General features: G+C 64.2%; 17 protein-coding genes. 7 read left to right on the top strand and 10 right to left on the bottom strand.

Going from position 1 to position 21,048, the window contains the following annotated elements:
* The first annotated feature begins 11 nt into the window (after positions 1 to 11).
* From NKG59_RS22150 to NKG59_RS22140, 3 genes are all read left to right on the top strand, one after another.
* Entirely contained in the window at positions 12 to 656 is a 645-nt protein-coding gene (locus NKG59_RS22150) for an FMN-dependent NADH-azoreductase (protein ID WP_045203424.1), read from the top strand.
* Positions 657 to 730: 74 nt separating this feature from the next.
* Positions 731 to 1,168, top strand: coding sequence for an Rrf2 family transcriptional regulator (locus NKG59_RS22145; RefSeq protein ID WP_253541472.1), 438 nt, complete (start codon positions 731 to 733; stop codon positions 1,166 to 1,168).
* A gap of 99 nt (positions 1,169 to 1,267) precedes the next feature.
* Positions 1,268 to 1,879: an NAD(P)-dependent oxidoreductase gene (locus NKG59_RS22140; protein ID WP_253541470.1), complete on the top strand. Its 612-nt coding sequence runs from the start codon at positions 1,268 to 1,270 to the stop codon at positions 1,877 to 1,879.
* Between the two features lie 37 nt (positions 1,880 to 1,916).
* Here the strand turns inward: NKG59_RS22140 and NKG59_RS22135 are convergent, their stop codons facing one another.
* Together NKG59_RS22135 and NKG59_RS22130 are read right to left on the bottom strand one after the other, a co-directional pair.
* Positions 1,917 to 3,404 (bottom strand): ATP-binding protein, encoded by a 1,488-nt coding sequence (locus NKG59_RS22135; protein WP_253541467.1) that lies wholly within the window; start codon positions 3,402 to 3,404, stop codon positions 1,917 to 1,919.
* Positions 3,401 to 4,078: a response regulator gene (locus tag NKG59_RS22130; RefSeq protein ID WP_004631528.1), complete on the bottom strand. Its 678-nt coding sequence runs from the start codon at positions 4,076 to 4,078 to the stop codon at positions 3,401 to 3,403. Before NKG59_RS22130 ends, NKG59_RS22135 begins: the two co-directional genes overlap by 4 nt.
* A gap of 233 nt (positions 4,079 to 4,311) precedes the next feature.
* On the opposite strand from NKG59_RS22130, the gene NKG59_RS22125 reads away from it, so the two are divergent.
* From NKG59_RS22125 to NKG59_RS22115, 3 genes are all read left to right on the top strand, one after another.
* Positions 4,312 to 5,631, top strand: coding sequence for an Nramp family divalent metal transporter (locus NKG59_RS22125; protein ID WP_253541465.1), 1,320 nt, complete (start codon positions 4,312 to 4,314; stop codon positions 5,629 to 5,631).
* A gap of 142 nt (positions 5,632 to 5,773) precedes the next feature.
* Positions 5,774 to 6,874 (top strand): GGDEF domain-containing protein, encoded by a 1,101-nt coding sequence (locus NKG59_RS22120; RefSeq protein WP_253541461.1) that lies wholly within the window; start codon positions 5,774 to 5,776, stop codon positions 6,872 to 6,874.
* Positions 6,875 to 6,928: 54 nt separating this feature from the next.
* The gene (locus tag NKG59_RS22115) at positions 6,929 to 8,062 is read left to right on the top strand and encodes a mechanosensitive ion channel family protein (protein WP_253541458.1); all 1,134 of its coding nucleotides are present in this window, start codon (positions 6,929 to 6,931) and stop codon (positions 8,060 to 8,062) included.
* Here the strand turns inward: NKG59_RS22115 and NKG59_RS22110 are convergent.
* From NKG59_RS22110 to NKG59_RS22075, 8 genes are all read right to left on the bottom strand, one after another.
* Positions 8,052 to 8,939 carry a hypothetical protein gene (locus NKG59_RS22110; RefSeq protein ID WP_045203554.1) on the bottom strand — a complete coding sequence of 296 codons (888 nt, stop codon included), beginning with the start codon at positions 8,937 to 8,939 and terminating at the stop codon, positions 8,052 to 8,054. The two genes, NKG59_RS22115 and NKG59_RS22110, sit on opposite strands and share 11 nt — an antisense overlap.
* A gap of 2 nt (positions 8,940 to 8,941) precedes the next feature.
* Positions 8,942 to 10,654 (bottom strand): DUF2334 domain-containing protein, encoded by a 1,713-nt coding sequence (locus tag NKG59_RS22105; RefSeq protein ID WP_045203430.1) that lies wholly within the window; start codon positions 10,652 to 10,654, stop codon positions 8,942 to 8,944.
* Positions 10,655 to 10,677: 23 nt separating this feature from the next.
* Complete coding sequence (locus tag NKG59_RS22100) at positions 10,678 to 11,130, bottom strand: hypothetical protein (RefSeq protein WP_045203431.1); 453 nt, start codon at positions 11,128 to 11,130, stop codon at positions 10,678 to 10,680.
* Positions 11,131 to 11,139: 9 nt separating this feature from the next.
* Positions 11,140 to 12,399, bottom strand: a complete 1,260-nt coding sequence (gene wecB / locus NKG59_RS22095) for a non-hydrolyzing UDP-N-acetylglucosamine 2-epimerase (RefSeq protein WP_253541454.1) — start codon at positions 12,397 to 12,399, stop codon at positions 11,140 to 11,142.
* A 247-nt stretch (positions 12,400 to 12,646) separates the two neighbouring features.
* Positions 12,647 to 14,380, bottom strand: coding sequence for an NfrA family protein (locus NKG59_RS22090; RefSeq protein WP_253541450.1), 1,734 nt, complete (start codon positions 14,378 to 14,380; stop codon positions 12,647 to 12,649).
* Positions 14,377 to 16,488 (bottom strand): glycosyl transferase family protein, encoded by a 2,112-nt coding sequence (locus NKG59_RS22085; RefSeq protein ID WP_253541447.1) that lies wholly within the window; start codon positions 16,486 to 16,488, stop codon positions 14,377 to 14,379. Before NKG59_RS22085 ends, NKG59_RS22090 begins: the two co-directional genes overlap by 4 nt.
* A gap of 741 nt (positions 16,489 to 17,229) precedes the next feature.
* Positions 17,230 to 19,059: a methyl-accepting chemotaxis protein gene (locus tag NKG59_RS22080; protein WP_253541443.1), complete on the bottom strand. Its 1,830-nt coding sequence runs from the start codon at positions 19,057 to 19,059 to the stop codon at positions 17,230 to 17,232.
* A gap of 90 nt (positions 19,060 to 19,149) precedes the next feature.
* A complete protein-coding gene (locus tag NKG59_RS22075; RefSeq protein WP_045203436.1) occupies positions 19,150 to 19,827 on the bottom strand; it encodes a glycine zipper 2TM domain-containing protein in 678 nt (225 codons plus the stop codon).
* Positions 19,828 to 20,099: 272 nt separating this feature from the next.
* Here NKG59_RS22075 and NKG59_RS22070 point away from each other — a divergent pair, with 272 nt between their 5' ends.
* Positions 20,100 to 21,032 (top strand): 2-hydroxyacid dehydrogenase, encoded by a 933-nt coding sequence (locus tag NKG59_RS22070; RefSeq protein ID WP_253541441.1) that lies wholly within the window; start codon positions 20,100 to 20,102, stop codon positions 21,030 to 21,032.
* The last annotated feature ends 16 nt before the right edge of the window (positions 21,033 to 21,048 follow it).

The raw sequence follows: 21,048 nt of genomic DNA, 5'->3' as shown, positions 1-21,048 counted from the left end.
AGGAGCCCGTCATGACCCGTCTGTTCTATATCGAAGCCTCTCCCATGAAAACGCTGTCCCACTCCATCGACGTGGCAAAGCAGTTTCTCGACGCCTACCGCACCGCGCACCCAGGCCATGAGATGGACACGATCGACTTGTGGAGTAAGGACGTCGACCTGCCTGAATTCGACGCCGACATGATCGGCGCCAAGTTTGCGGTTCTGCGCACCCAGAACGCCACGCCGGAACAGCGTGCGCAATGGCAGCGCGCGGTGGCGCTGTCGCAACGCTTCAATGCGGCAGACCACTATCTCTTCTCTGTGCCGATGTGGAATTTTGGGGTGCCCTATCGGCTCAAGCACTTCATTGATGTGGTGACCCTGCCGGGGCAGAACTGGAACTGGTCGCCGGCCACCGGCTATCAGGCGCTGCTCTCGGGCAAGAAGGCGGCCCTCATCTACGCCAGCGCCGGTGCGTACGCTGCGCACACTGAAGGCGCAAGCGAATCGCCGGACGATTTCCAGAAACCTTATCTGCGCCGCTGGCTGCGCTTCCTGGGCATTGAAGACGTGACCGAGATCAGCGCAGCACCCACGCTCACCACGCCCGACGTGCTGGCGACCGCCAAGGCAGATGCCAAAGCACGCGCCGCCGCACTGGCATCCGTCTTCTGAAGTGCTCACCTGCCAACGGGGTTGACCGCGCCTCAAAGTGTATCTACCATGGTTACACTTTTGCGTTCACCACCATGTCTACCAGCAGCCGCTTCGCCGTCGCCGTGCATATCCTCACCCTGCTTGCCAGCGCAGAGGGGCCGGTGCCGTCGTCGCTGATCGCGGGCAGCGTGGGAACCAACCCAGCGCTCATTCGGCGTCTGGTGGCGCAACTGGCCGACGCCGGTTTCGTGACCTCGCAGATGGGCGCGACGGGCGGCGCCACGCTGGCACGGCCGGCAGACCGCATCACGCTGCTGGACGTCTTTCGTGTGGTGGAATCGCCGGTGCTGATTGCACTGCCGCCCAATGCACCCAACCCAGCGTGCGAGGTCGGCCGCGAGATCACCGGCGTGCTGGAGCGTGTGACGGAGCGGGCGCAATCCGCGCTGGAAGCGGAGCTTGCTTCGCAAACCATCGCCAGCATCCTCAACGAGGTGGGACACGCACAACGCCGCCGCCGTCGAGCCTAGCTAGGCCGCCACGTCGGCCTATTTTTTTACCCCTATATGTAACTGCATTAATTACATATAACGTTTCAACCGCTCAAACCATTCCATAAGGAGTTGACTATGAAGATCGCAATCATTGGCGCCACGGGGCGCGTGGGCACCCGCCTGATCGACGAAGCACTGCGCCGCGGTCACGAGGTGACCGCCATTGCGCGCACGGCATCCAAGCTGCCCGCACGTGCCGGCCTGACCACCAAGGATGTGGATGTGGCCGATCACGCCGCGCTTACGGCCGCACTCGCGGGCAACGATGTGGCCTTCAGTACGGTGCGCTTTCTGCAGGCAAGCGCCGACCAGATCGTTGGTGCGGTGAAGAAGGCGGCCGTGCCGCGCCTGCTGGTGGTGGGTGGTGCCGGCAGCCTGGAAGTGGCCCCGGGCGTGGCGCTGATCGACACGCCGCAGTTCCCCAAGGAGTACTTTGACGAAGCCTCGGCCGGCCGCGATTTCCTTAATGCGCTGCGCAAGGAAACCGAGTTGAACTGGACGTTCGTGTCGCCGTCGGCCATCTTCGAACCGGGCGAGCGCACTGGGCACTTCCGCGTCGGCAAAGACTCGCTGCTCGTGGATGCCAACGGCAAGCCATGGATTTCGATGGAAGACTACGCGATCGCCTTCCTCGATGAAACGGAAAAGCCGGCACACCCGCGCCAGCGCTTCACGGTCGGTTACTGATCAGCGGCAGGTGGACGGCAGTGCCGGCGCGCGCCAATCAATGGCTGGGCGTGTCGGCCATGCCCGGAGGCGCATCATCGGGCTCGATCGGCTCGGGCGCGGAATCCAGCGCCGGCAGGCGGATCACAATCGCGCAGCCTCTGCCGTCCGCATGTGCGAGGCCGTCTTCGATGGCCACCGAGCCATTCCCCAATTCCACGATACGGCGCACGATCGCCAGGCCCAGGCCACTGCCCTGCGACTGGCTGGTGCGCGGGCGGTAGAAACGCTCGAATACGCGATCGCGCTCGTCAGGTGGGATACCGGGGCCGGAGTCTTCAATGCGCAGCTCGACCATCGGCACGCCCGCCTGCTCGATGCGCTTGACGGCCAAGCGCACCTCGCCGCCGTTGGGCGTTTCGCGCACGGCGTTGTCGAGCACGTTTTCCACCAGCGTCGCAGCGTCTTCATGCGAAACCGACACCCACGCCTGGTTGGCGCCGTCGTACGACAGCGTGATGTTGCGACGCTCTGCGCGCGAGGCCTGCTGGATCACGCCGCTGCGTGCACAGCCCGCCAAGTCGGACAACGCGCCCTGCGCAAGCTGCGCCTCCACGCGACGCGCATCCAGCCGCGCAATGGCGAGCAGCTTTGCAAGCGACTGCGTCGCGCGTGAAATGCCGCGGTCGAACTCGCGCAGCGCGGTAGAACGGTCGTCTTCGCTATCGGAGTGCGACACGACATACGCCTGCGCCTGAATGGCCGCCAACGGCGTACGCAGTTCGTGCGCGGCATCGGCAAAGAAACGGCGGTCCGCCTCGATGCCGCGACGCACACGCGCGAACAGCCCGTTCAAGGCATCGACCAGCGGTTTCAGCTCGGCGTGTTCGACGCTCTGCACGGGGTCGAGGTCGGCAGAGTCACGCGCCTCAACCTGGCGCGTGAGCGTGCGCAGCGGCTTGAGGCCCTGGTGCGCGGCCCAACCGACCATCACCATCAGCGCGCTCGCCAGAATGGCCAGCGCCACCGCGACCTCTTCGAACAGGTCGCGAATGGCGCGCTCGTACGCGGTCAGGGGCTGCGCCACAGTGGCCGAGATCTTGCCGTCGACGCTGTCGACCGTATAACTGCGCCACGGCTTGCCCTCCAGCATGACCTCGACAACGGTGTCGTGCGTCTTGCCGCACGGCATGGTGGGTGCACCCGGGAAGGCGGTGATGACGTGGCCCGCGCGATCGCACAGCACGTAGCGGAATTCGCCCGGCAGGATGTTGGGCAGCGACAGGCCCAGCTTGATGTCGGTGAGGCGGCGCAGGAATTCTTCGCGGCGCGGCACATCATCCATGTTGAGCGTGGTGAGGTCCGCATAGGCCTGCGCCGACATGCGCAGGTCGCTCACCACCTGGCGGCTGTTGGTGCGCGAGATTTCCAGATGCGCGATGACGAGCTGCACCAGCAGCATCAGCACCAGCGCGAGCAGGATCAGCACATACAGGCGGAACGACAGCGAGCGAACCCGCAGGATGGCTGGAACCGCCAGCTTCATTGGGCGGCCCCGCGGTTGCCACCGATCATGTAGCCGACACCGCGAATGGTCTGGATGGTTTCGTTGCCGAGCTTGCGGCGCAGGTGGTGGATGACGACTTCCAGCGCGTTGGCGCTCACGCTGTCGCCCTCACGGTAGAGCGCGTCCATGAGCGTTTCGCGCGGCACCCAGCGGTGGGCGCGGCGCACAAGTTCAAGCAGCAGTTGGTATTCGCGTGGCGTCAGCTCGATGACTTGGCCCTCTTGCGTCACACGCTTCTGCGAGGGCTCCACCACCAGGTTGCCGACGTTCCACTGGTTGGTGCTCTGCCCCGCATGCCGGCGCAGCACGGCGCGCAGGCGGGCGATGAGTTCATCCACGGGAAACGGCTTGACGAGAAAGTCGTCCGCGCCGGAATCCAGCCCCTTGAGGCGCTCAGACAGCGCATCGCGCGCGCTGGCAATGATGACGGGGACGTCGCTGTGCGCGGCACGCAGTTCCTCCAGGAAGGTATGGCCCTCACCATCGGGCAGCCCAAGATCGAGCACGATGGCTTCGAAGGTGTTGGTGGTGATCCATTTCTGCGCGTCGACCAGGCGGCGCACCCAGGTCGCGTTGTAGCCGGCCTGACGCAGCGCGCGGGCCAGCGCCGTGCCCAACGGCAAATCGTCTTCGATAAGGAGGATGGCGTTCATGCGCGGGAATCTCGGCGGCGGTAATGACGGTAAACGGACAACCGGCGCGTGGAAAACAGGCGCCGGCGAAGCTCGAAATCTACCGCAACGGACTGAGCTTTGCCTTAAATGTGTGGAGACACGTGACGAGAAAGTCGCCCCACCAACACATATCGGGCGCGGTTTCAGACGTGCGGCGTGGCGTTTAGCTATCATTTCGAAATTCCGATTGCATTTTCCTTAGCAACACGCGCATGTTCCGCCTCCCCACGACCGCCACCGCCCCGTTCTGCCCATCCGAGGTGCGCGGCACCGTTGCCGTGCCGCCAGGCTTGCCGCTGTGGAAGAAGCTGCTGCGTTTTGCGGGACCGGGGCTGCTGGTATCGGTCGGCTATATGGACCCGGGCAACTGGGCGACTGACATCGAAGCCGGTTCGCGTTACGGCTATGCGTTGCTGTTCGTGGTGGTGCTCTCCAGCTTGGCGGCCATGGTGCTGCAATGTCTGTCGGCGCGGCTGGGCATCGTCACCGGCATGGATCTGGCGCGCGCCTCCCGCAACCGCTATCAGCCCGGCGCATTGCGGGTGCAATGGCTGCTGGCAGAGCTGTCCATCATTGCGTGCGACCTGGCTGAGGTGCTGGGCTGCGCGCTGGCCTTCCACCTGCTGCTGGGCGTGCCGATCCTTTGGGGCGTGGCGCTCACCGCGCTGGACACGCTGATCGTGCTGGGCCTGAAGGGCAAGAACTTCCGCCAACTGGAAGCCATCGTGCTGGGGCTCATTCTCACGATTGGGCTGTGCTACTTCGTTGAACTCGTGCTCATCAAGCCGCACTGGCCTTCAGTGGCGGCCGGGCTGATGCCCTCGTGGCAGGCCGTGAGCCAGCGCGAGCCGCTGTATCTGGCCATCGGCATCCTCGGCGCCACGGTGATGCCGCACAACCTGTACCTGCACTCGTCCATCGTGCAGACGCGCATGACGGCCAACACCGAAGATGCCAAGCGCGAGGCCATCGGCCTGTCGCGGCTGGACACGATCGCGTCGCTGGGCTTGGCACTGCTGGTGAACGGCGCAATCCTGATCCTGGCGGCAGCGGCATTCAATGCGCACGGCCATCAGAACGTGGCCGACATCGAGGACGCCTACCATCTGCTGGAGCCCATCGTCGGAACGGCGTTGGCCGGGCTGCTGTTTGGCATCGCGTTACTGGCGGCGGGGCAAAGCTCAACCTTTACCGGCACCATCGCGGGGCAGGTCCTGATGGAGGGCTTCCTCGACTTGCGCATCCCCTGCTGGCAGCGGCGTTTGATCACGCGGGCACTGGCGCTGGTCCCCGCGTTCATCGGCGTGGCGCTGCTGGGTGACCACGCCATCGGCAAACTGCTTGTCATCAGCCAGGTGGTGCTCGGCTTGCAACTGCCGTTTGCGATGCTTCCGCTGATCCGCATGACGGGCGATCGCACGCTGATGGGGGTGTTTGTTAACAGCCGGTTAACGTCTTGGCTGGCGTGGGGGCTGTTCATCGTCATCAGCGTTGCCAATGTGTGGCTGGTGTGGCAAGTGCTGGCAGGCTGAGACACACATTGCGGGATTCCCCCCACTAAAAATCCGCGCACGGGGTTGCCTGCCGCCATTAGAATGCGCGCTTTGTTGCGCAATTCGGCCCCGCCCGCGCCCGCATCATCCCGTCGCGCCAGAGGGTCTCTCTTGCCCTGCCTTGAGCGCGAACCTGCCTACCGCCTCCGACCTGCCCGACGCACGCACACCCTCGCGTGACTATCAGGCGCGCCATTTTGTGCCGATGATCATCGCGCTGAGCAAATGCGGCGTGCTCGGTTACGCCTTCGCGATCGTGCTGGGCTGGTCGGTCGGGCTACTGCATCGGCCGGAGCCGCTGCTTGCGCTGCTCCTGCTGCTGATGGCGATCGTGGTGGTGGCACAGCGGTATCGGCACACCGGCATGTGGGGGCTGCTGGCGCTCACGCACCTGCTGGCAGAGGAAGTGGCCATCATCGCGTTCGGTCATCAGGCGGGGCTCCAATGGGTACTGCCGGCGTTCTATCTGATGCCGCTTGCCACCAGCCCCGCGTGGCTCAACCGGCGCGACTTCTGCATCGCCATGGCGCTGTGCGCGGCCGGGCCCATCGTCGCGCTGCTGATCGCGCCAGACCCCCCCACGGCAATCCACCACGGCTGGCTGGGATTGGTGCTCTATCTGCCAATCTGCATGGCTGCGGCCGCCGTCATTCACCACTACCTGCTGCGCGCCATGGCGCGGCACTTTGCGGCCGAACGCAGTCTGGCCGATCGGGCCAACACCGACCACCTGACCGGCATGCTCGCACGGCAACGCTTCTTCGAGCTGGGGACCTTTGCGGTAGAGCGCGCGCAACATCATGTCGAGCCGCTGTGCGCGCTCTACCTCGACGTCGATCACTTCAAATCCATCAACGATACGTGGGGACATGCCGCCGGTGACGAGGCACTCGTCGCGCTGTCTGATGCGCTGGCTGGCGTGCTGCGCCCGGCTGACCTGTTCGGCCGGCTGGGCGGCGACGAGTTTGCCGTGCTGCTGCCGGGTTGCGGCCTGACCGGCGCGCTTGCCGTGGTGGAGCGGCTCAAGACTGCGGTGGCCGGCACGCAAACGCCCGCGGGGCCGCTGACAGTGAGCGTGGGCGCCGCTCCGCTACGCCCCGGGCAGGACCTGGCACACCTGTTGGCCGATGCCGATCTCGGCCTGATGGAAGCCAAGCGTCAGGGCCGCAACCGCGTGTGCGTACCGACCGACGCCGAGCCGAAGGCAGCGCTGCGGCAGTAAGGGCAGGCACGCTATGTGCGGCGCAGCATCCGTGTTTTCTGCACGGAGATGCCCATGGAGTGGCTCAACGCCCACACCTTCCTGCGCGTGCCGGCCCGCGATTGGGCCGCCGCCGCATTGACTGTGATCGCTGCATATGTGGTGCTGTCCAGTGTCTTGCACCTGATCTGCAACCGGTTTGACGCGCGCGCGCGCCGTACCGGCTACCGCTTCGACATTCTCGTCACAGCGGTGCTGCGCGATACGCATCCGCTGTTCATTGCGCTGGCCGCATTGCTCGCAGGTTCGTACTTCATCGATCTGCCAACGCGCATTGCCAACAAGCTCGACCACATCTGGTTCGTCATCATCGGTTTCCAGATTGCCCTGTGGCTCAATCGCGGCGTGAAGCTGTGGGCGCGTGACCGGCTGTCGACGCAGACCCACGCCACGCGCAATCCCGTGATCACGTCCATGACGGCGTGGGTGCTGCGCTTTGCGCTGTGGTCAATGCTGCTGCTGGCCATTCTGGCCAACGTGGGCATCAACATCACGGCCTTCGTTGCCAGCCTGGGTGTGGGCGGCGTGGCGGTGGCGCTGGCGGTGCAAAACATCCTGAGTGACCTGTTTGCCTCGCTCGCCATCGGCCTGGATAAGCCGTTCGAGATCGGAGACTTCATCGTCTTCGAATCGATTGCCGGCACGGTGCAGCACGTTGGCCTCAAGACCACGCGCATCCGCAGCCTGTCGGGCGAAGAGATCGTCGCTTCCAACACGGCGCTGCTCAAGAGCACGATTCACAATTACAAACGAATGTCGGAACGACGCATCGTCTTCACCTTTGGGGTGACCTACGATGCGCGCGCTGCGCAGTTGCAGAAGATTCCGGACATCGTGCGCCGTGCGGTGGAAGCCGCGGGCAACACGCGGTTTGATCGCGCGCACTTCAAGGAGTTTGGCGAGAACGCGCTGAACTTCGAGGTCGTGTACTTCGTGACCGATCCGGACTTCAACCTCTATATGGATATTCAGCAGCGCATCAACCTGACGATCCTGGAAGGGCTGGAAAATCTCGGCACCTCGTTCGCACTGCCCACACGCACCATCCAACTCGTGCGTCGTGACGGCGAGCCGGTTGAACCCGAAGACCTGGCAGACCGAAAATCAACGGCAAACACCCAACGCGTCAGCGCGCGAGCTAGCGGCTGACCGCCACGGGCATGCTAAGGAACGCCGCATCGAGGCTGCGCCACAGCGGCCTTGAGCGCGGCACCATGTCCTGGCGGAAGTACCACCAGAAGTAGCCGCCGACAAAGCGAGGATGCGTGACCGCGAGCCCGTAGTAATGCGCGACGAGCGCCGGCTTGCGTGCGGCATGTCGCGTCCCGACTTCTCCAAAACCCAGCGCGGCATGCGAAAACAGTCCGCCTAGCCTAGTGAATACCGCGTTCCAATCGGGCGGAGGGATCTTGCAGTCGTCTTCATAGAAGCTGATGAAGACGTAATCGAGCCCATCGCGCAGGCGCAGCGGCACATTACGTTGCACCCACTCGAACATCGCGCGTGACGGCTGCTCGGCGCAGCCCTCGTTGTAGTACAGCGTGAGCGCCGTGCGGCCGCCGCCGGCTCTGATGACTTCATAGGCCGCCATGGTCTTGTCGATCACATCGCGTGTGGGCCCGGTCCATTCGCCGTTGATCTCGTTACCGATTTCCCAGACGTCGACGTTGCTGCCGAGCGTGTGCAGGTAAGCGGCGGCACGCTCGCGCAGTTGCGGTGCGGTGTATTGCTTGAGCGTGGAGGAATCCACCAGTTCGCCCATCACGTACGCGACGTCCCGGATGGCGGCCACCGCCCCAACGTAATGCGGCGCGTCCATGCCTTCGTCAAAGACGACGCGCACAGTAGGCGTGCGCGAGAGATGCGACAACGCGTCCACCACGGCAGGCACGTTGTCCACGGCGTCAACCGTCACGCCATACAACGGCACAGCGCCGGCAGGCATTTCGCCCACCGGCCCTGCGGCCTCAGAGGATGCGCTCAATGCCAGCATGACAGTCGCCAGTAACAAGCGCATCCGCCTCACCGTCACTTCACCGTGCTCGCGTCCGCCCAGGTGTACCCCATGCCGGTGATCCCGGTGATGATGGTCTGGAAGTCGGTATAGCCCGGCGTGCCAAGATCCGGCTCCAGCCAGAACGGATGGAAGAAGAACGAGGCAAAGCCGTCTCGTACCACCTGTGCATACGTCGCATTGGTCAGGATGTCCTGTGCGGTGTACGTCAGGCATGACGACGGATCGATATTGCAGATGTTGTATTCCACGTTGCCCAAGTTTTCCGGAATGATGCGCTGGCTGTAGTAGTCCTTCTGAATGATGTAGGGGAAGAACTGGCCGACCGAAAAATCATGTCCAGCGGTGGTCGAGTTCAAGGTCTGCGGGTTATCCGATGTGTAATACACCACGCGCTGATACGTGTTTTTGAAGTACTGCGGCACCGCCTTGATGGACAACGGAGACGATTGATAGTGCGGCGCCTCCCAGGCAAACGGCGCATAGCCATTGAGCTGGAACTCCAGCAACCCCGATGACAACCGCCCGGCTGCCCATTGCGTCGAGTCCTCGTTCACAGGCCGGTTCTGCGTGGCGAGCCAGAACTCGAAGTCGTTCGCGCTGACGGCGTTGATGAGGTTCGGGATGTTGCTGTACTGGTGCGTGTAGCCGTGCATCAGGATCTTCCCCCCACGTGGCAACGCATGGTTCAGCGCCGACTTGAGCCCCGTCGCGTTGACCAGGTGGATCGTCTGCGACACGCCGCCGTTGTAGACACCGTTCGGGTCCTTGTACAGCGGGATGGTAGCGATCGAGAACGGAATCTTCTTGCTGTAGAGGTAATCCGTCAGCGTGTTGATGGACGTCACGGTATTGGTGGCGTTGACGTCTTCCAGGCGCACCAGCGCGCGGTGCAGCGTAGGCGCGTTGGTACCCAGGATGTCATGCAGCATGTCGCACATCGCCAGGTAGCGGTCGCGTGGGCCGATATACGAGAACGGCATGTCGGCCACATACCAGAAATTGCCCGACCGCATGATGTATGGCGCCGTTTCCTGCGTCACCGAATTCGTGATCGTCACCACGCTGCTCGCCTTGGTGGGGTCAGCCACGGAAGTCACGCCAATGTCAGGATCAGCGCTGATGGCGCCGGTCGTGGCATTGAAGGCGTAGTACTTGGTCATGGTCTGGTTCTTGTATGACACCGTATCGAAAAAGCCGGGGTTCGGCGCGCTCGTCGACGGTGCCGCGTTCATGCCGCGCAGACCGACAAAATTGATGCCGTAACGCGACGTGAACGGATACGCCGTGTTCCAGGCAAGTTCCCACAGGTTGTATTTGAACCAAACCACGGTCTTCTGCGTGGTGGTCACATCTGAAAGGAACGCCGCCGGTATGGGGTTGTTGTAGTAACTCCCCATGTAGAAGATGGCGGTGTACTGCTCTGTCATGCCAGCCGTGTAGTTCTGCACGGGCAGCATGGTGATGGTGGTGTTGAAGTGCGCGAGCAGGTTGTACAGCATGATCGCGTACGCCTTGCCCAGATTGGTGTACTGGTCGTTGGGCGGCGCGTCGTACAGCACCAGCATCGGGGCCGGCGTGCTGGTTGTCGTTCCACCCACCGTCACGCAGATGGGCCCAAGGCCGATCGTGCAGGTTGCGGCCTGTGCTGGCGCTGTCAGCGATATGCCAAGCAGGCCGCCCGCAAAGACGAGCGCACACAGGAACTTACGTAGCAATGTCTTCATGATGACTCTCCGACTCATGGCAATCATGGGCGATAGAACGAGCCGTCCGCTTGGCGGTAGAGCCCGAGGTTGAAGTTGGGGCCACGATCGTGGCCACGGTCTGTACCTGCCGTCTCGTTTTCCGGCGTGCCGGGGCGGACTTCGGTCATGACCGCCGGGCGTGGCGGTGGGATGACCTGTCCGTTCTCGTCCATGACGCCATAACCGTAGGCGCGGCCGCCTCCAGTCACGGGCCTGGTTGTGATTGCTGCCACAACCGTGGGTTGCATGGGTTGCGCAGCCGTGGCCGTCGCCCTGGAAGACGCGGGCGCTGGGGCCTTCTTGTCTGGGTCAGTACCGGGACTGCCCTCGCCCGTCGCGCCGATCACGATGGCGGGCACGCCTCCATCACCAGCCCACGGCGGCGCGACAATCAGCCACCCGGCAACAAGTGCGGAGGCAACCAACACACCGCCCCCGATTTGCTTCGCTTTCATCAAAGCCTCCTAACCGTTCAGGCGGTGCTGGGTTGACGACCCTTGCGCGGTGGCACGCGCCGCTTCCAGATCGAAGATTTCGGCCTCGGTGGCCGGTTTGCGAATGAGTTGCGGGCCGCGCGCCACCATTTGTGGCTGTGTGGTGAAGGCTTTCTTCAGCGCATCGACAATGCGCCGACAGGCGTGGCCGTCGCCGTAGGGGTTGTGAGCCTGCGCCATGCGCGCGTATTCGGTGGTGTTGTTGAGCAGCGTTTCTGCTTCATCGACGATACGTTGCGTATCGGTGCCCACCAGCCGCGCGGTGCCCGATGCCACGGCCTCCGGCCGCTCGGTGGTGTCGCGCGTCACGAGCACCGGCTTGCCCAGCGCGGGGGCCTCTTCCTGGATGCCGCCGGAATCGGTGACGATCAGGTAGGCGCGGTCCATCAGATAGACGAACGGCAGGTAGTCCTGCGGCGCAATCAGGTGAACGTTGTCATGGCCGGAGAGGATGGCGTTGACGGGCTGCTGCACGTTCGGGTTCAGGTGCACCGGATACACAATCTGCACATCCGGATGACGCGCCGCCAGCACGCGCAGCGCCACGCAGAAGTTCTCGAACGGCTCGCCAAAGTTCTCGCGGCGATGGCCTGTCACCAGGATCATCCGACGCCCGGCCTCCAGGAACGGATAGCGCGCCGCCATCTGGGCGGACAGCGCGGCGTCGTCGTCCAGCCGTTGCTTTACGGCCAGCAGCGCATCGATGACAGTGTTGCCGGTGAGCGTGACCTGTTCGGGGTCGATGCCCTCATCCAGGAGGTTCTGACGAGATTCGGCCGTGGGCGCGAAGTGCCATGTGGTCACGGAATCGGTGACGCGCCGGTTCAGCTCTTCCGGCCATGGCGACCAGATGTTGCCGGTACGCAAGCCCGCTTCCACGTGCCCGACCGGAATGCGCCGGTAGAACGCCGCAAGGCTTGCAGCCAGCGTGGTCGTCGTGTCGCCGTGGACGAGCACGGCATCGGGCTTGTAGGCATCGAGCACGCCGTCGATGCCACCCAACACGTTGGACGTGATGTCGGACAGCGTCTGCCCCGGCCGCATCAGATTGAGGTCAAACTCCGGCACGATGCCGAAGAGTTCCAGCACTTGATCCAGCATCTGCCGGTGCTGCGCGCTTACGCACACCGCCGAAGCAAAGCCTGCCTCGGCCTGCAATGCCTGCACCAACGGCGCCATCTTGATGGCCTCCGGGCGCGTGCCGAACACGGTCAAAATTTTTCCTGTCATGATTCCCCCCAGTCATCTGCATCGGCGCACGCAAAGCGCGACGACGAACGTGTCGCTTCTGACGTCGGCGCAGACTTCGCCATTGAGCGAAGGCCGTGCCAACCGTCCCGCTTTGAGCCGCCATGGCGCTGCGACGCCATCCTTCGGATGCCGCTGCCGCTCCTCTTTGTTACCCGTTTCCCTCGGCGGTCAAAAACGTTTCATTTGCGACACCTCTGACTGGGGTCTGCTTGAATCCGGTGTTGCCTTAGAACCAAAGAATGGCTCGCGCGACCACCCCCTTTGCTCGATCCGCGTGCGTCAATGGCAAGCGGTATTGCACGGTCAAATCCAGCCAACTGGCCGGCGCTGCGTAGTGCGACTCGCGAAACCAGTAGCGAAAGTTGATGCCTGGGCCAACACCAAGAGCGAGCTGCTGCCCGATCGCCTTGTTGTCGTGATCGCCCGCCAGCACGATATGCGGATAGACCGTCAGGCGATCACTGATCGAGTTGAGTAACCACGTGTGTCCGTAGCGCATTTCCGTGCTGACGATCATGCGGCCCTGGTTGAGGAAGTACGCGCCCTCGCCATACACCTGCCACGTCTGCCAGCGTGGTTTGGTGACCTGCAGGTCGAGCCCCTGGTCGGTCGAGAAGCCGATGCGCAGCAATGTATCGTTGGTGGTCAGTTGCCCGATGCGGAAGAGACGCTCGGCGGTGAACACCAGGTTGATGTCCTTGATTGGCTTGTAGCGTGCGCCCACCGAGCCCTGCGCGGTCGGCAGACCCGTGTTGCCGTTGCGGTCGTACACGCTGTCGTAGCCGCGTGCGAAGAGCTGGAAGATGCTGCCGTCGCGGTAACCGATGCCGGGCGGTTGCCAGTACACCTCTGCGCCAGCCTGCCCCGCGCTCACCGTGTTGGGCAAACCGAATGCAGACGTTTGATACGCGCCAGAGAGAACCATGCCGAACGTGCGCTGCATCTGCTCGACTTCACGCCGGTAGCCGAAGCGGCGATCCGGTTGAAGACGGTCGTCTCCATTGCCACCGCTTTCGCTCTTGGCATCGGCGTCGGCATGGTCGAGGCTTTCCCGGAAGAGCTTGATGGCGGTCGGGTTGTCGCCCAGGCGCTTTGCTGCATAGGCCGCATCGGCGTAGTGGGTCCAGCTGCCCTCGCCCGTGGCGAAGCCGCGCTGGAACGCTGCCAACGCAGCGCGGTCGTCACGCGCACGCAAGTGACTGTAGGCCTCGTTCAACTCGCGCTGGCCGATCACGCGCGGATCATTGGCGGACGTGGCTTCGCCCTGCGCTTCCGGCGCCATCGCCTGCGCGAGCAGCGCCTTGGCGTAGCGCTGGCGCGCCGGGTCCGTAGCGTGTTCGGCGGCCAGCGTGGCCGCCTGGGTTGCGCCATCCCGATCGCCCAATTGCAGGCGTGACTGCGCGATGCGCACTTGCACGTCGGCATCGGGGTCGTCCTTCATGCCGCTGAGCGCATCGAGCGCGGCCTGCGGATGCTTGGCGGAAAACGCGCTGTCCGACCAGGCCAGATGCAGGTTGCGCTGCTCCTGCGCGGTCCAGTCGGTGCCTTGCACGGCGCGCGCAAAGTCCCGTTCAGCGACAGCGGGGTCGTTGGCTTTCTGCGCGAGAGACCCGTGCTGCGCGTATACGCGCGGCTCGTCTGGATACTTCTGCAGCAGCGCGTCGGCCTGCGCGCGTGCCGCACCGAGCTGGCCCTTCCGCGTGAGCACATCCAGCAGCAGCAGGTTCAGTTGCAGGCTGTCAGGCTGCACGGCCAATGCCGCACGCGTGGCGGCTTCGGCATCGTCGAGCTTGTTGGCGTCGATGGCGTGATAGGCCCGGTCGGCGCGAAAGTAGGCGTCGGGCTGCAACGGCGCAGGCTGCTCTGCCAGCGATACGCCGTGACACAGCGCCCACACTGCCGCGGCAATCGGCCAGCGCAGATGGCGCACGGTTAAACGGTTGGCTCTCTCTTGTGTCATGCCACACCTCCCGCAACAGATGGGTTCGGCCGCGGGTCTGGCCCAGGGGGCAGGTCCGGCGGCACAGGAATCGGGGGGATGGTGGAAGCCTCGGGTGCGGGTGCCGTGCCGGCTGCAACACCTGGGCCGGCGCCCGTCATGGATTCAACGGCCAGCATGGCCGAATGCGCCGCCGGGCCGAACACGACCGTGGTACGGCGGTTGGGATCGGCCATCTGCGCCAGCTCTGCCGACATTTCGTGATCGCACGCCATGAAGCACGCAACCTTGCGGCCGGCCGCACGGGCCAACTCTTCCAGCACTTCGCCGTCGGGTAACTCGGACACGGCGATGTTGAGCGAACCGTCTTCGCCAATCGAGAATGGCACCACGTGATGCCGCACAGCCAGGTCACGGGGCAGGCAATCGGCCAGCGCACCGAGCACCACGTTGGTCAGGCTTACGCGCGGCAGGTCAACCTGCTCGGCCAGCGCATCGGCCAACGTATCGGGCGTCACCAGGCCCTGCTCGATCAGCACTTGCCCAAGCCGCCGCCCGGTCTGGTGCTGAATGGCGAGCGCGGCATCCAACTGCTCCTGCGTGAGCACTTCCCATTTGACGAGCGTCTCGCCCAGCTTGCAACGGGTACGGCCCAGCGCGTCGTTCGACAGATAGGTGTGCTGCGTCTTGTCCCAGGCGATGGGCTTACCGGTCAGGCAGTAGATCAGGAAGATCTTCCACGCGCGACATACCGAGAAAAAGTTGATGAAGTTGTTCACCACCAGCCGGGGCAAACACAGCACGCCTTGCAGCGGGCCATTGAGCCGACCGACAAAGTACACGCGCTGCGCCAGCCGGTTGAACAGCAGCGCGGCATTGACAGCCAGCAGGTCCTGCATCCAGAAGCTGCCGACCACGAACGTGCCATCCGGAATCGTGACCACGCCTTTTGCCATCAGTGCGCCAAGCGCCAGATAGTTGAGCGAGAGGACATACGCGAGGATCGAGAACAGCGCCGTCAGCACGCCCTTGCGGTCCCGGAAGAACATGTAGCGTGTGATGAGGTTGCCGTTCCAGCCCATCTGCAACCAGCCCTGGAACGCAATGCCGAGCACCCAGCGTGCGCGCTGGCGGTACGCCGTGCGGAACGTGCTCGGAAAATACTCGCGCGTGGCCAGCAGTTGCGGGCGGGCGCCCTTGCGCCGCCCAAAACGCCAGCGTGTTCTTGTCTTGCCCTGAGCGTCTTCAGTCGGCTCTGCGTTCTCGCAGATCGGGAAATGCACGAATGCTTCACGCATGCCCAGTTCGCGCAGCCGGAAGCTGAAGTCGTAGTCTTCGGTGAGCGTGCTGGTGTTGAACGGAGAATCACCGCGCACCTTCATCACCGCCTCGATCGCACGGCGGCTGTAGCACAGCGCCACGCCCGCCCCGGGCACCGTGCCGGTCAGCGCCTGGCGCGCCACCAGGTCTTTCTGGTGTGTCTCGGAAAAATCATCCATGTACGTACCGGCCACCCACTCGTACCACTTGCGCTCAAGCGATAGCACCGGCAACTGCACGAGATCCTGATCGCGGATGAAGTAGTTGAAGTACTTCAGCTCCAGCGGGTGGATCACGTCTTCACAGTCGTGCATGATCACGCCCGCAAAGCGGATGCCGTGGCCTGCCTCGTGCCGGATGATGGTCTGGATGATGGTGTTCAGGCAGTCAGCCTTGCACGTCGGGCCATCGTGCGTGACGGCTGCGCGCACCACACGGCCCGGATAGCGCCGCACCATGCGCTCGACTTCGGTGGTGGTTTCCGCATCGTTGCGGTACGCACCGGCAAAGATGATGAAGCGCGTGTACTCCATCGTCGCCAGGGTGTTCTCGACCATCTTGGCGATGACGTCGTACTCCTTCCACGCCGGCACCATGATCGCGAGCCATTGCTCTTCGCGCTCGCGCAACGATTGCGCCGAGATCGTGACCGGCGTGCGCCCACGCTGCGGCCACAGCCACAGTTCCCGCACCCAGTAAAAGGCGTCCAGGAAAAAATCGTCGGCGGTGCTGATGAAGATGACGAGTGTGGTCGCCACCGTCAAGGTGTTGAGCAACGCCAGGTAAAGCTCCCATGGCAGATCGCTCATGGTTGCTCCCCTGCTCCCACCCGACGGGCGCGTTGCCAGTGTCCGGCGTACCTTCCGCCTTGCGCTGCGGCGCTCATACTTCCCCCAAGGTCTTTTCGACGTGCGGCGCAACCGCTTTGCGCCGTGGCATCCGACCCAATCACCTGCTGTCGATCGGGTTGATGCGTCGCCCTCTAGCCTGCTTCCGGCGGGGGAGAACGCGAGGACCATACCAACGCCCGCCAAAGCGCACGGCTATGCGGTGCAGCGCACCACAGACGTCTTCCAACACGCGCTGGATACGTCGGGTTGTTGCATGGGTGAACGCAAGATGCGGGCGGCGAGGGTGGCAAGATCAACGCCACGGCATGCAACGCCATCTAATGGGCTGGGACATTCGTCCGGGCAGCGGACAAGGCCTCCCTACGAATGACGGAGGCGCAGAGCGGTCAGGTGCAGGGTGTTTGGGTTAAGCGAGCGTGGAGCGCACCAGAGCGGCACGGTGCGCATGTTGCCGCATGCACTTCGGTGCGCAACGGGACGCGGCTCGCAAAGCCTTGTGCATAAAGGATCCGCCAGAGGGATCTCACACCGCTGGCATGCCGACCACGCAGGCTGCCTAGGCGAGCGCTACGTTGTCGCGCGAATCGCAATGCAGGCCGACAACATCGGCCCAAGCAATTCCGCAAATCGGTTACAGCGCTGAAACACGAAGCCGCGCTCGGGGCGCGGCTTGTTGAGATGAACGCTTCGACTTCTGCGTCAGAACTGTTCCCAGTCGTCGGCATCGTTGGAGACCGCAGCCAAGGCAAGCTTGCCAGGCTTGGGTTCGGCTGCCATGGCAGGCGCGCCCTTCGCGTTCTGAACCGGCGCAGCGGCCGGCCTGACCGGCGCAGCCGGGCGCTTGTGTGTCGCACGCACCGTCGCCACGGCAGGTTTGCGTGCCGCCGGTTTAGCAACCGGGCTGGGCACGGCAGATGTGGCCGACGCGGCAGGCGCCGCCTTTGCAACCACGGGCGCCAGCATAGGTTCAGTGTGCACACCCGCTGTAGGTAAGCGGAACGACGCCACCGCCTCGCGCAGCACGCCGGCCTGCTCTTCCAGCGATTGAGCAGCAGCAGCAGCCTCTTCCACCAGCGCAGCGTTCTGCTGGGTCACCTCGTCCATCTGCGTGACGGCCTGGTTGACTTGCTCGATACCGGCGCTTTGTTCGTCCGATGCAGAGCTGATTTCGCCCATGATGTCGGTCACGCGCTTGACTGCCACAACCACTTCGTCAATCACCGCGCCGGCTTCTGTCACCAGCGTCGAGCCGTTCTCAACGCGGCCAACCGAATCGCTGATCAACTCCTTGATCTCCTTGGCTGCCGTGGCCGAGCGCTGTGCCAGGCTGCGCACCTCACCCGCCACCACCGCAAAGCCGCGGCCCTGCTCGCCCGCGCGCGCGGCCTCCACGGCCGCGTTCAGCGCCAGAATGTTCGTCTGGAAGGCGATGCCTTCGATCACGCCGATGATGTCTGCGATCTTCTTGCTGCTGTCATTGATGCCCGACATCGTCTCGATCACGCGGCCTACCACCTCACCGCCCTTGACGGCGATGTCCGATGCGTTGCCCGCAAGCTGGCTGGCCTGACGCGCGTTGTCGGCGTTCTGGCGCACGATGCTCGTCAGCTCTTCCATGCTCGACGCCGTTTCTTCCAGCGACGAAGCCTGTTCTTCCGTGCGTTGAGACAGGTCCATGTTGCCGGCCGCAATCTGCTTGGTGGCGCTGGCGATGGATTCGCTGCCGCCGCGCATCGTCACGATGGTACGGATCAGGCCATGCTGCATGTCGACGAGACCTTGCGTGAGCGCGCCCATTTCGTCCTTGCTGCTGACGGTGATGCGCTCGGTCAGGTTGCCCTGCGAGATCGCGCTGAAGTGGCCCAGCATCTTTGACAGCGGCACCGAAATCGCGCGATGCAGGCCGAATGCGCAGCCCAGCGCTGCAGCAATGCCCACCACGATGGCGCCGACGATCAGCATCAGAAATGCGTGCGAGCGAGCGACCGCGCCTTCGTAGGCCGTCTTGGCCTGCTCCGCCTGGCTGCGATCCAGCACGTCGACGGCCGCAGACAGCGCCACAAACTGCGGCGGGATGACCGTCATGACCACCTTGTCTGCGGCAGCGGCATCGTGCGCGCGCAGGGCGTTCATCAACGGCTCGATACCGTCGCGGAACAACGCGGCGCGTTTGGCTTCGACCTCGGCGGCCAGGCGCGCTTCCTCCGTCGTCATGGGCAGCGCCTTGTATTGCTTCCACGCGCCCTCCGACTTGGCGCGGTAAGCGTTGGCCTTCTCGATGATGGCCGGCACGTCGGCCGCATCCGGATGGAAGACCGCCCGATCGAGCGTCGTACGCACGATCGCGGCATTCAGCTGCGCCTTGCCCATCAGCGATGCCGAAGCGAGCTGATTGGAGTAGATCTCGTTGATATTTGCGTCGGAGGCGCGCATCCCGATCACGCCAATGGTGCCGGTAATCGCCAGCAGCAAGGCGAGCAGCGTCAGCGCTGCGTTGAGACGGAAACGGATGGAAAGTCGATTGAGCATGGGAATCACCGCGGGGTTATCGCCTCCGCTATATCGGTCGGCCCGCGCTGTTTCTGAAGCCAGCGCGGGCACCTCCCATGCAGGATGTGGCTAGTAAGGCACTGCCATGTTGTTTTCGATACGGGCGCGATCACCCACGCGCAGTCCGTTCGGGTTGTTTTGCGTGAGCGTCACGCGCGAGTTGTCGTTCAGCCGCATGGTCACGCGGTAGGTCTGGCCGACCACCGTGTTGCCTTCCACGGCGTTGCCCGCCATGGCGCCCGCCACCGCGCCGCCGATGGTGGCCACGGTGTTGCCGCGGCCGCCGCCAACCTGGTGGCCAAGCAAGCCGCCCACCACGCCGCCGAGCACGGCACCGACGCCGCTCGACTGGCCGCGCACGGGCACGGCTTCGACGTATTCAACAACACCGTAACGGTTATCCGCGGGCGCTTGATAAGACTGATCGCCGTTGTTCGGATACGGCGAATAGTTCGGTTGCGAGTAAGTCGGCTGGGGCTGCGAATAGGTCGGCGCCGGCTGCTGCGGATAGGGCTGCGGAGCGTTCGGGTCATAGCTGCCGTAACCGCTGCTGTAGGTGGTCGAGCCGATGCTGTTGCCGTAGGTATTGCTGCCCGCGGCATAACCCGCGCCATAGCCCGCGCCGTAACCGGGGTATGCCGGCGCAGTCACGCAGCCTGTCAGCCCCGCTGCCACGGCAGCCAATGTGGCCACTGTCACCCAACGCGCTACGCGCCCTGCACGGTCCGACTTGTTCGTTGCTTGCATGATCAATCCCGTCTAGTGAACAAGGCGTCTGGGCCGGACCAGCAGTCTGCTCTGCGGCCTGCGGCCATGCGCCTCTTGCCGCAAAGTCTATGCCGCAGCCCTGCAAACCCGTGCAACCAAACCCGCTCATCGGTAACGGGGTGTAACCGCATGGCGGCCGTGGCTTTCAGCAAGGCGGCTGGGCGCGCGTTATCATCGCCAAGCGCCGTGCGGCGCACCTCCTTGCCGACCGGGCCTTGCCCCATTCATGCGGCTCGCCTCCTCTCCTGACCATGCAACCGACCCTGCTGCTCCTCATTGCGATGACGCCCGAGAACGTGGCGCAGATTGCTGAACATTTTCACGTCATCCATGCACCGACCCGCGCCGAACGCGATGCCGTCATCGCGCGCGAGGGCCAAAACGTCCGCATCGTGCTGACCAATGGCTCGACGGGTCTGACCGGCGCAGAGATCGCCGCGATGCCCAAGCTGGAGCTCGCCTGCGCGCTGGGCGCTGGCTACGAGAACATCGATGTGGAGGCCGCCCGCGCACGTGGCGTAGCGGTGGCCAACGGCGCCGGCACCAACGACGCCTGCGTGGCCGACCATGCCTTTGGCTTGCTGCTGGCCACCGTGCGTGGCATTCCCAAGCTGGATCGATCCACACGCCACGGCGTCTGGCGCGACGACATTCCGCTGCAACCGGGTGTTTGCGGCAAGCGCCTGGGCATCGTCGGCCTGGGCACCATCGGGCTGCAGATCGCGCGCCGCGCTGCCGGTTTCGACATGCAGATCGGTTATCACAACCGCAAGCCGCGCGACGGCGTGTCGTATCGCTACTTCGATGCGCTCAAGGACATGGCGGAGTGGGCGGACTTCCTGATCGTTGCCACGCCGGGCGGTGCGCAGACCAAGCACCTCGTCAACCAGACGATCCTGGAAGCGCTGGGCCCGAACGGCTACGTGGTCAACATTGCGCGCGGCAGCGTGGTCGATACGGCCGCGCTGGAAGCGGCCATCCGCTCGGGCAAGCTGGGTGGCGCAGGGCTGGATGTGTATGAGAGCGAGCCCAAGCCGCCGGCCGGGCTACTGGACCTGGAGCAGGTCGTGCTGACGCCGCACATTGCCGGCTGGTCGCCGGAATCGGTGCAGGCTACGGTGGATCGCTTTCTGGAGAACGCCCGCGGGCACCTGGCGGGCACAGGGGTGGTGTCCCCGGTGTAAGCCAGGAACACCACCA

It is taken from the genome of Ralstonia chuxiongensis (assembly GCF_024158925.1).
GTDB classification, from domain to species: domain Bacteria; phylum Pseudomonadota; class Gammaproteobacteria; order Burkholderiales; family Burkholderiaceae; genus Ralstonia; species Ralstonia chuxiongensis.
This window is presented reverse-complemented; position numbering and strand designations above follow the sequence as displayed.

Bases quoted from the DNA above. Each gene is read 5' to 3' on its own strand.
- wecB (WP_253541454.1), bottom strand. From the start codon at position 12,399: ATGACAGGAAAAATTTTGACCGTGTTCGGCACGCGCCCGGAGGCCATC.
- NKG59_RS22090 (WP_253541450.1), bottom strand. From the start codon at position 14,380: ATGACACAAGAGAGAGCCAACCGTTTAACCGTGCGCCATCTGCGCTGG.
- NKG59_RS22115 (WP_253541458.1), top strand. From the start codon at position 6,929: ATGGAGTGGCTCAACGCCCACACCTTCCTGCGCGTGCCGGCCCGCGAT.
- NKG59_RS22125 (WP_253541465.1), top strand. From the start codon at position 4,312: ATGTTCCGCCTCCCCACGACCGCCACCGCCCCGTTCTGCCCATCCGAG.
- NKG59_RS22075 (WP_045203436.1), bottom strand. From the start codon at position 19,827: ATGCAAGCAACGAACAAGTCGGACCGTGCAGGGCGCGTAGCGCGTTGG.
- NKG59_RS22145 (WP_253541472.1), top strand. From the start codon at position 731: ATGTCTACCAGCAGCCGCTTCGCCGTCGCCGTGCATATCCTCACCCTG.
- NKG59_RS22070 (WP_253541441.1), top strand. From the start codon at position 20,100: ATGCAACCGACCCTGCTGCTCCTCATTGCGATGACGCCCGAGAACGTG.
- NKG59_RS22085 (WP_253541447.1), bottom strand. From the start codon at position 16,488: ATGAGCGATCTGCCATGGGAGCTTTACCTGGCGTTGCTCAACACCTTG.
- NKG59_RS22140 (WP_253541470.1), top strand. From the start codon at position 1,268: ATGAAGATCGCAATCATTGGCGCCACGGGGCGCGTGGGCACCCGCCTG.
- NKG59_RS22105 (WP_045203430.1), bottom strand. From the start codon at position 10,654: ATGAAGACATTGCTACGTAAGTTCCTGTGTGCGCTCGTCTTTGCGGGC.
- NKG59_RS22135 (WP_253541467.1), bottom strand. From the start codon at position 3,404: ATGAAGCTGGCGGTTCCAGCCATCCTGCGGGTTCGCTCGCTGTCGTTC.
- NKG59_RS22080 (WP_253541443.1), bottom strand. From the start codon at position 19,059: ATGCTCAATCGACTTTCCATCCGTTTCCGTCTCAACGCAGCGCTGACG.
- NKG59_RS22100 (WP_045203431.1), bottom strand. From the start codon at position 11,130: ATGAAAGCGAAGCAAATCGGGGGCGGTGTGTTGGTTGCCTCCGCACTT.
- NKG59_RS22130 (WP_004631528.1), bottom strand. From the start codon at position 4,078: ATGAACGCCATCCTCCTTATCGAAGACGATTTGCCGTTGGGCACGGCG.
- NKG59_RS22150 (WP_045203424.1), top strand. From the start codon at position 12: ATGACCCGTCTGTTCTATATCGAAGCCTCTCCCATGAAAACGCTGTCC.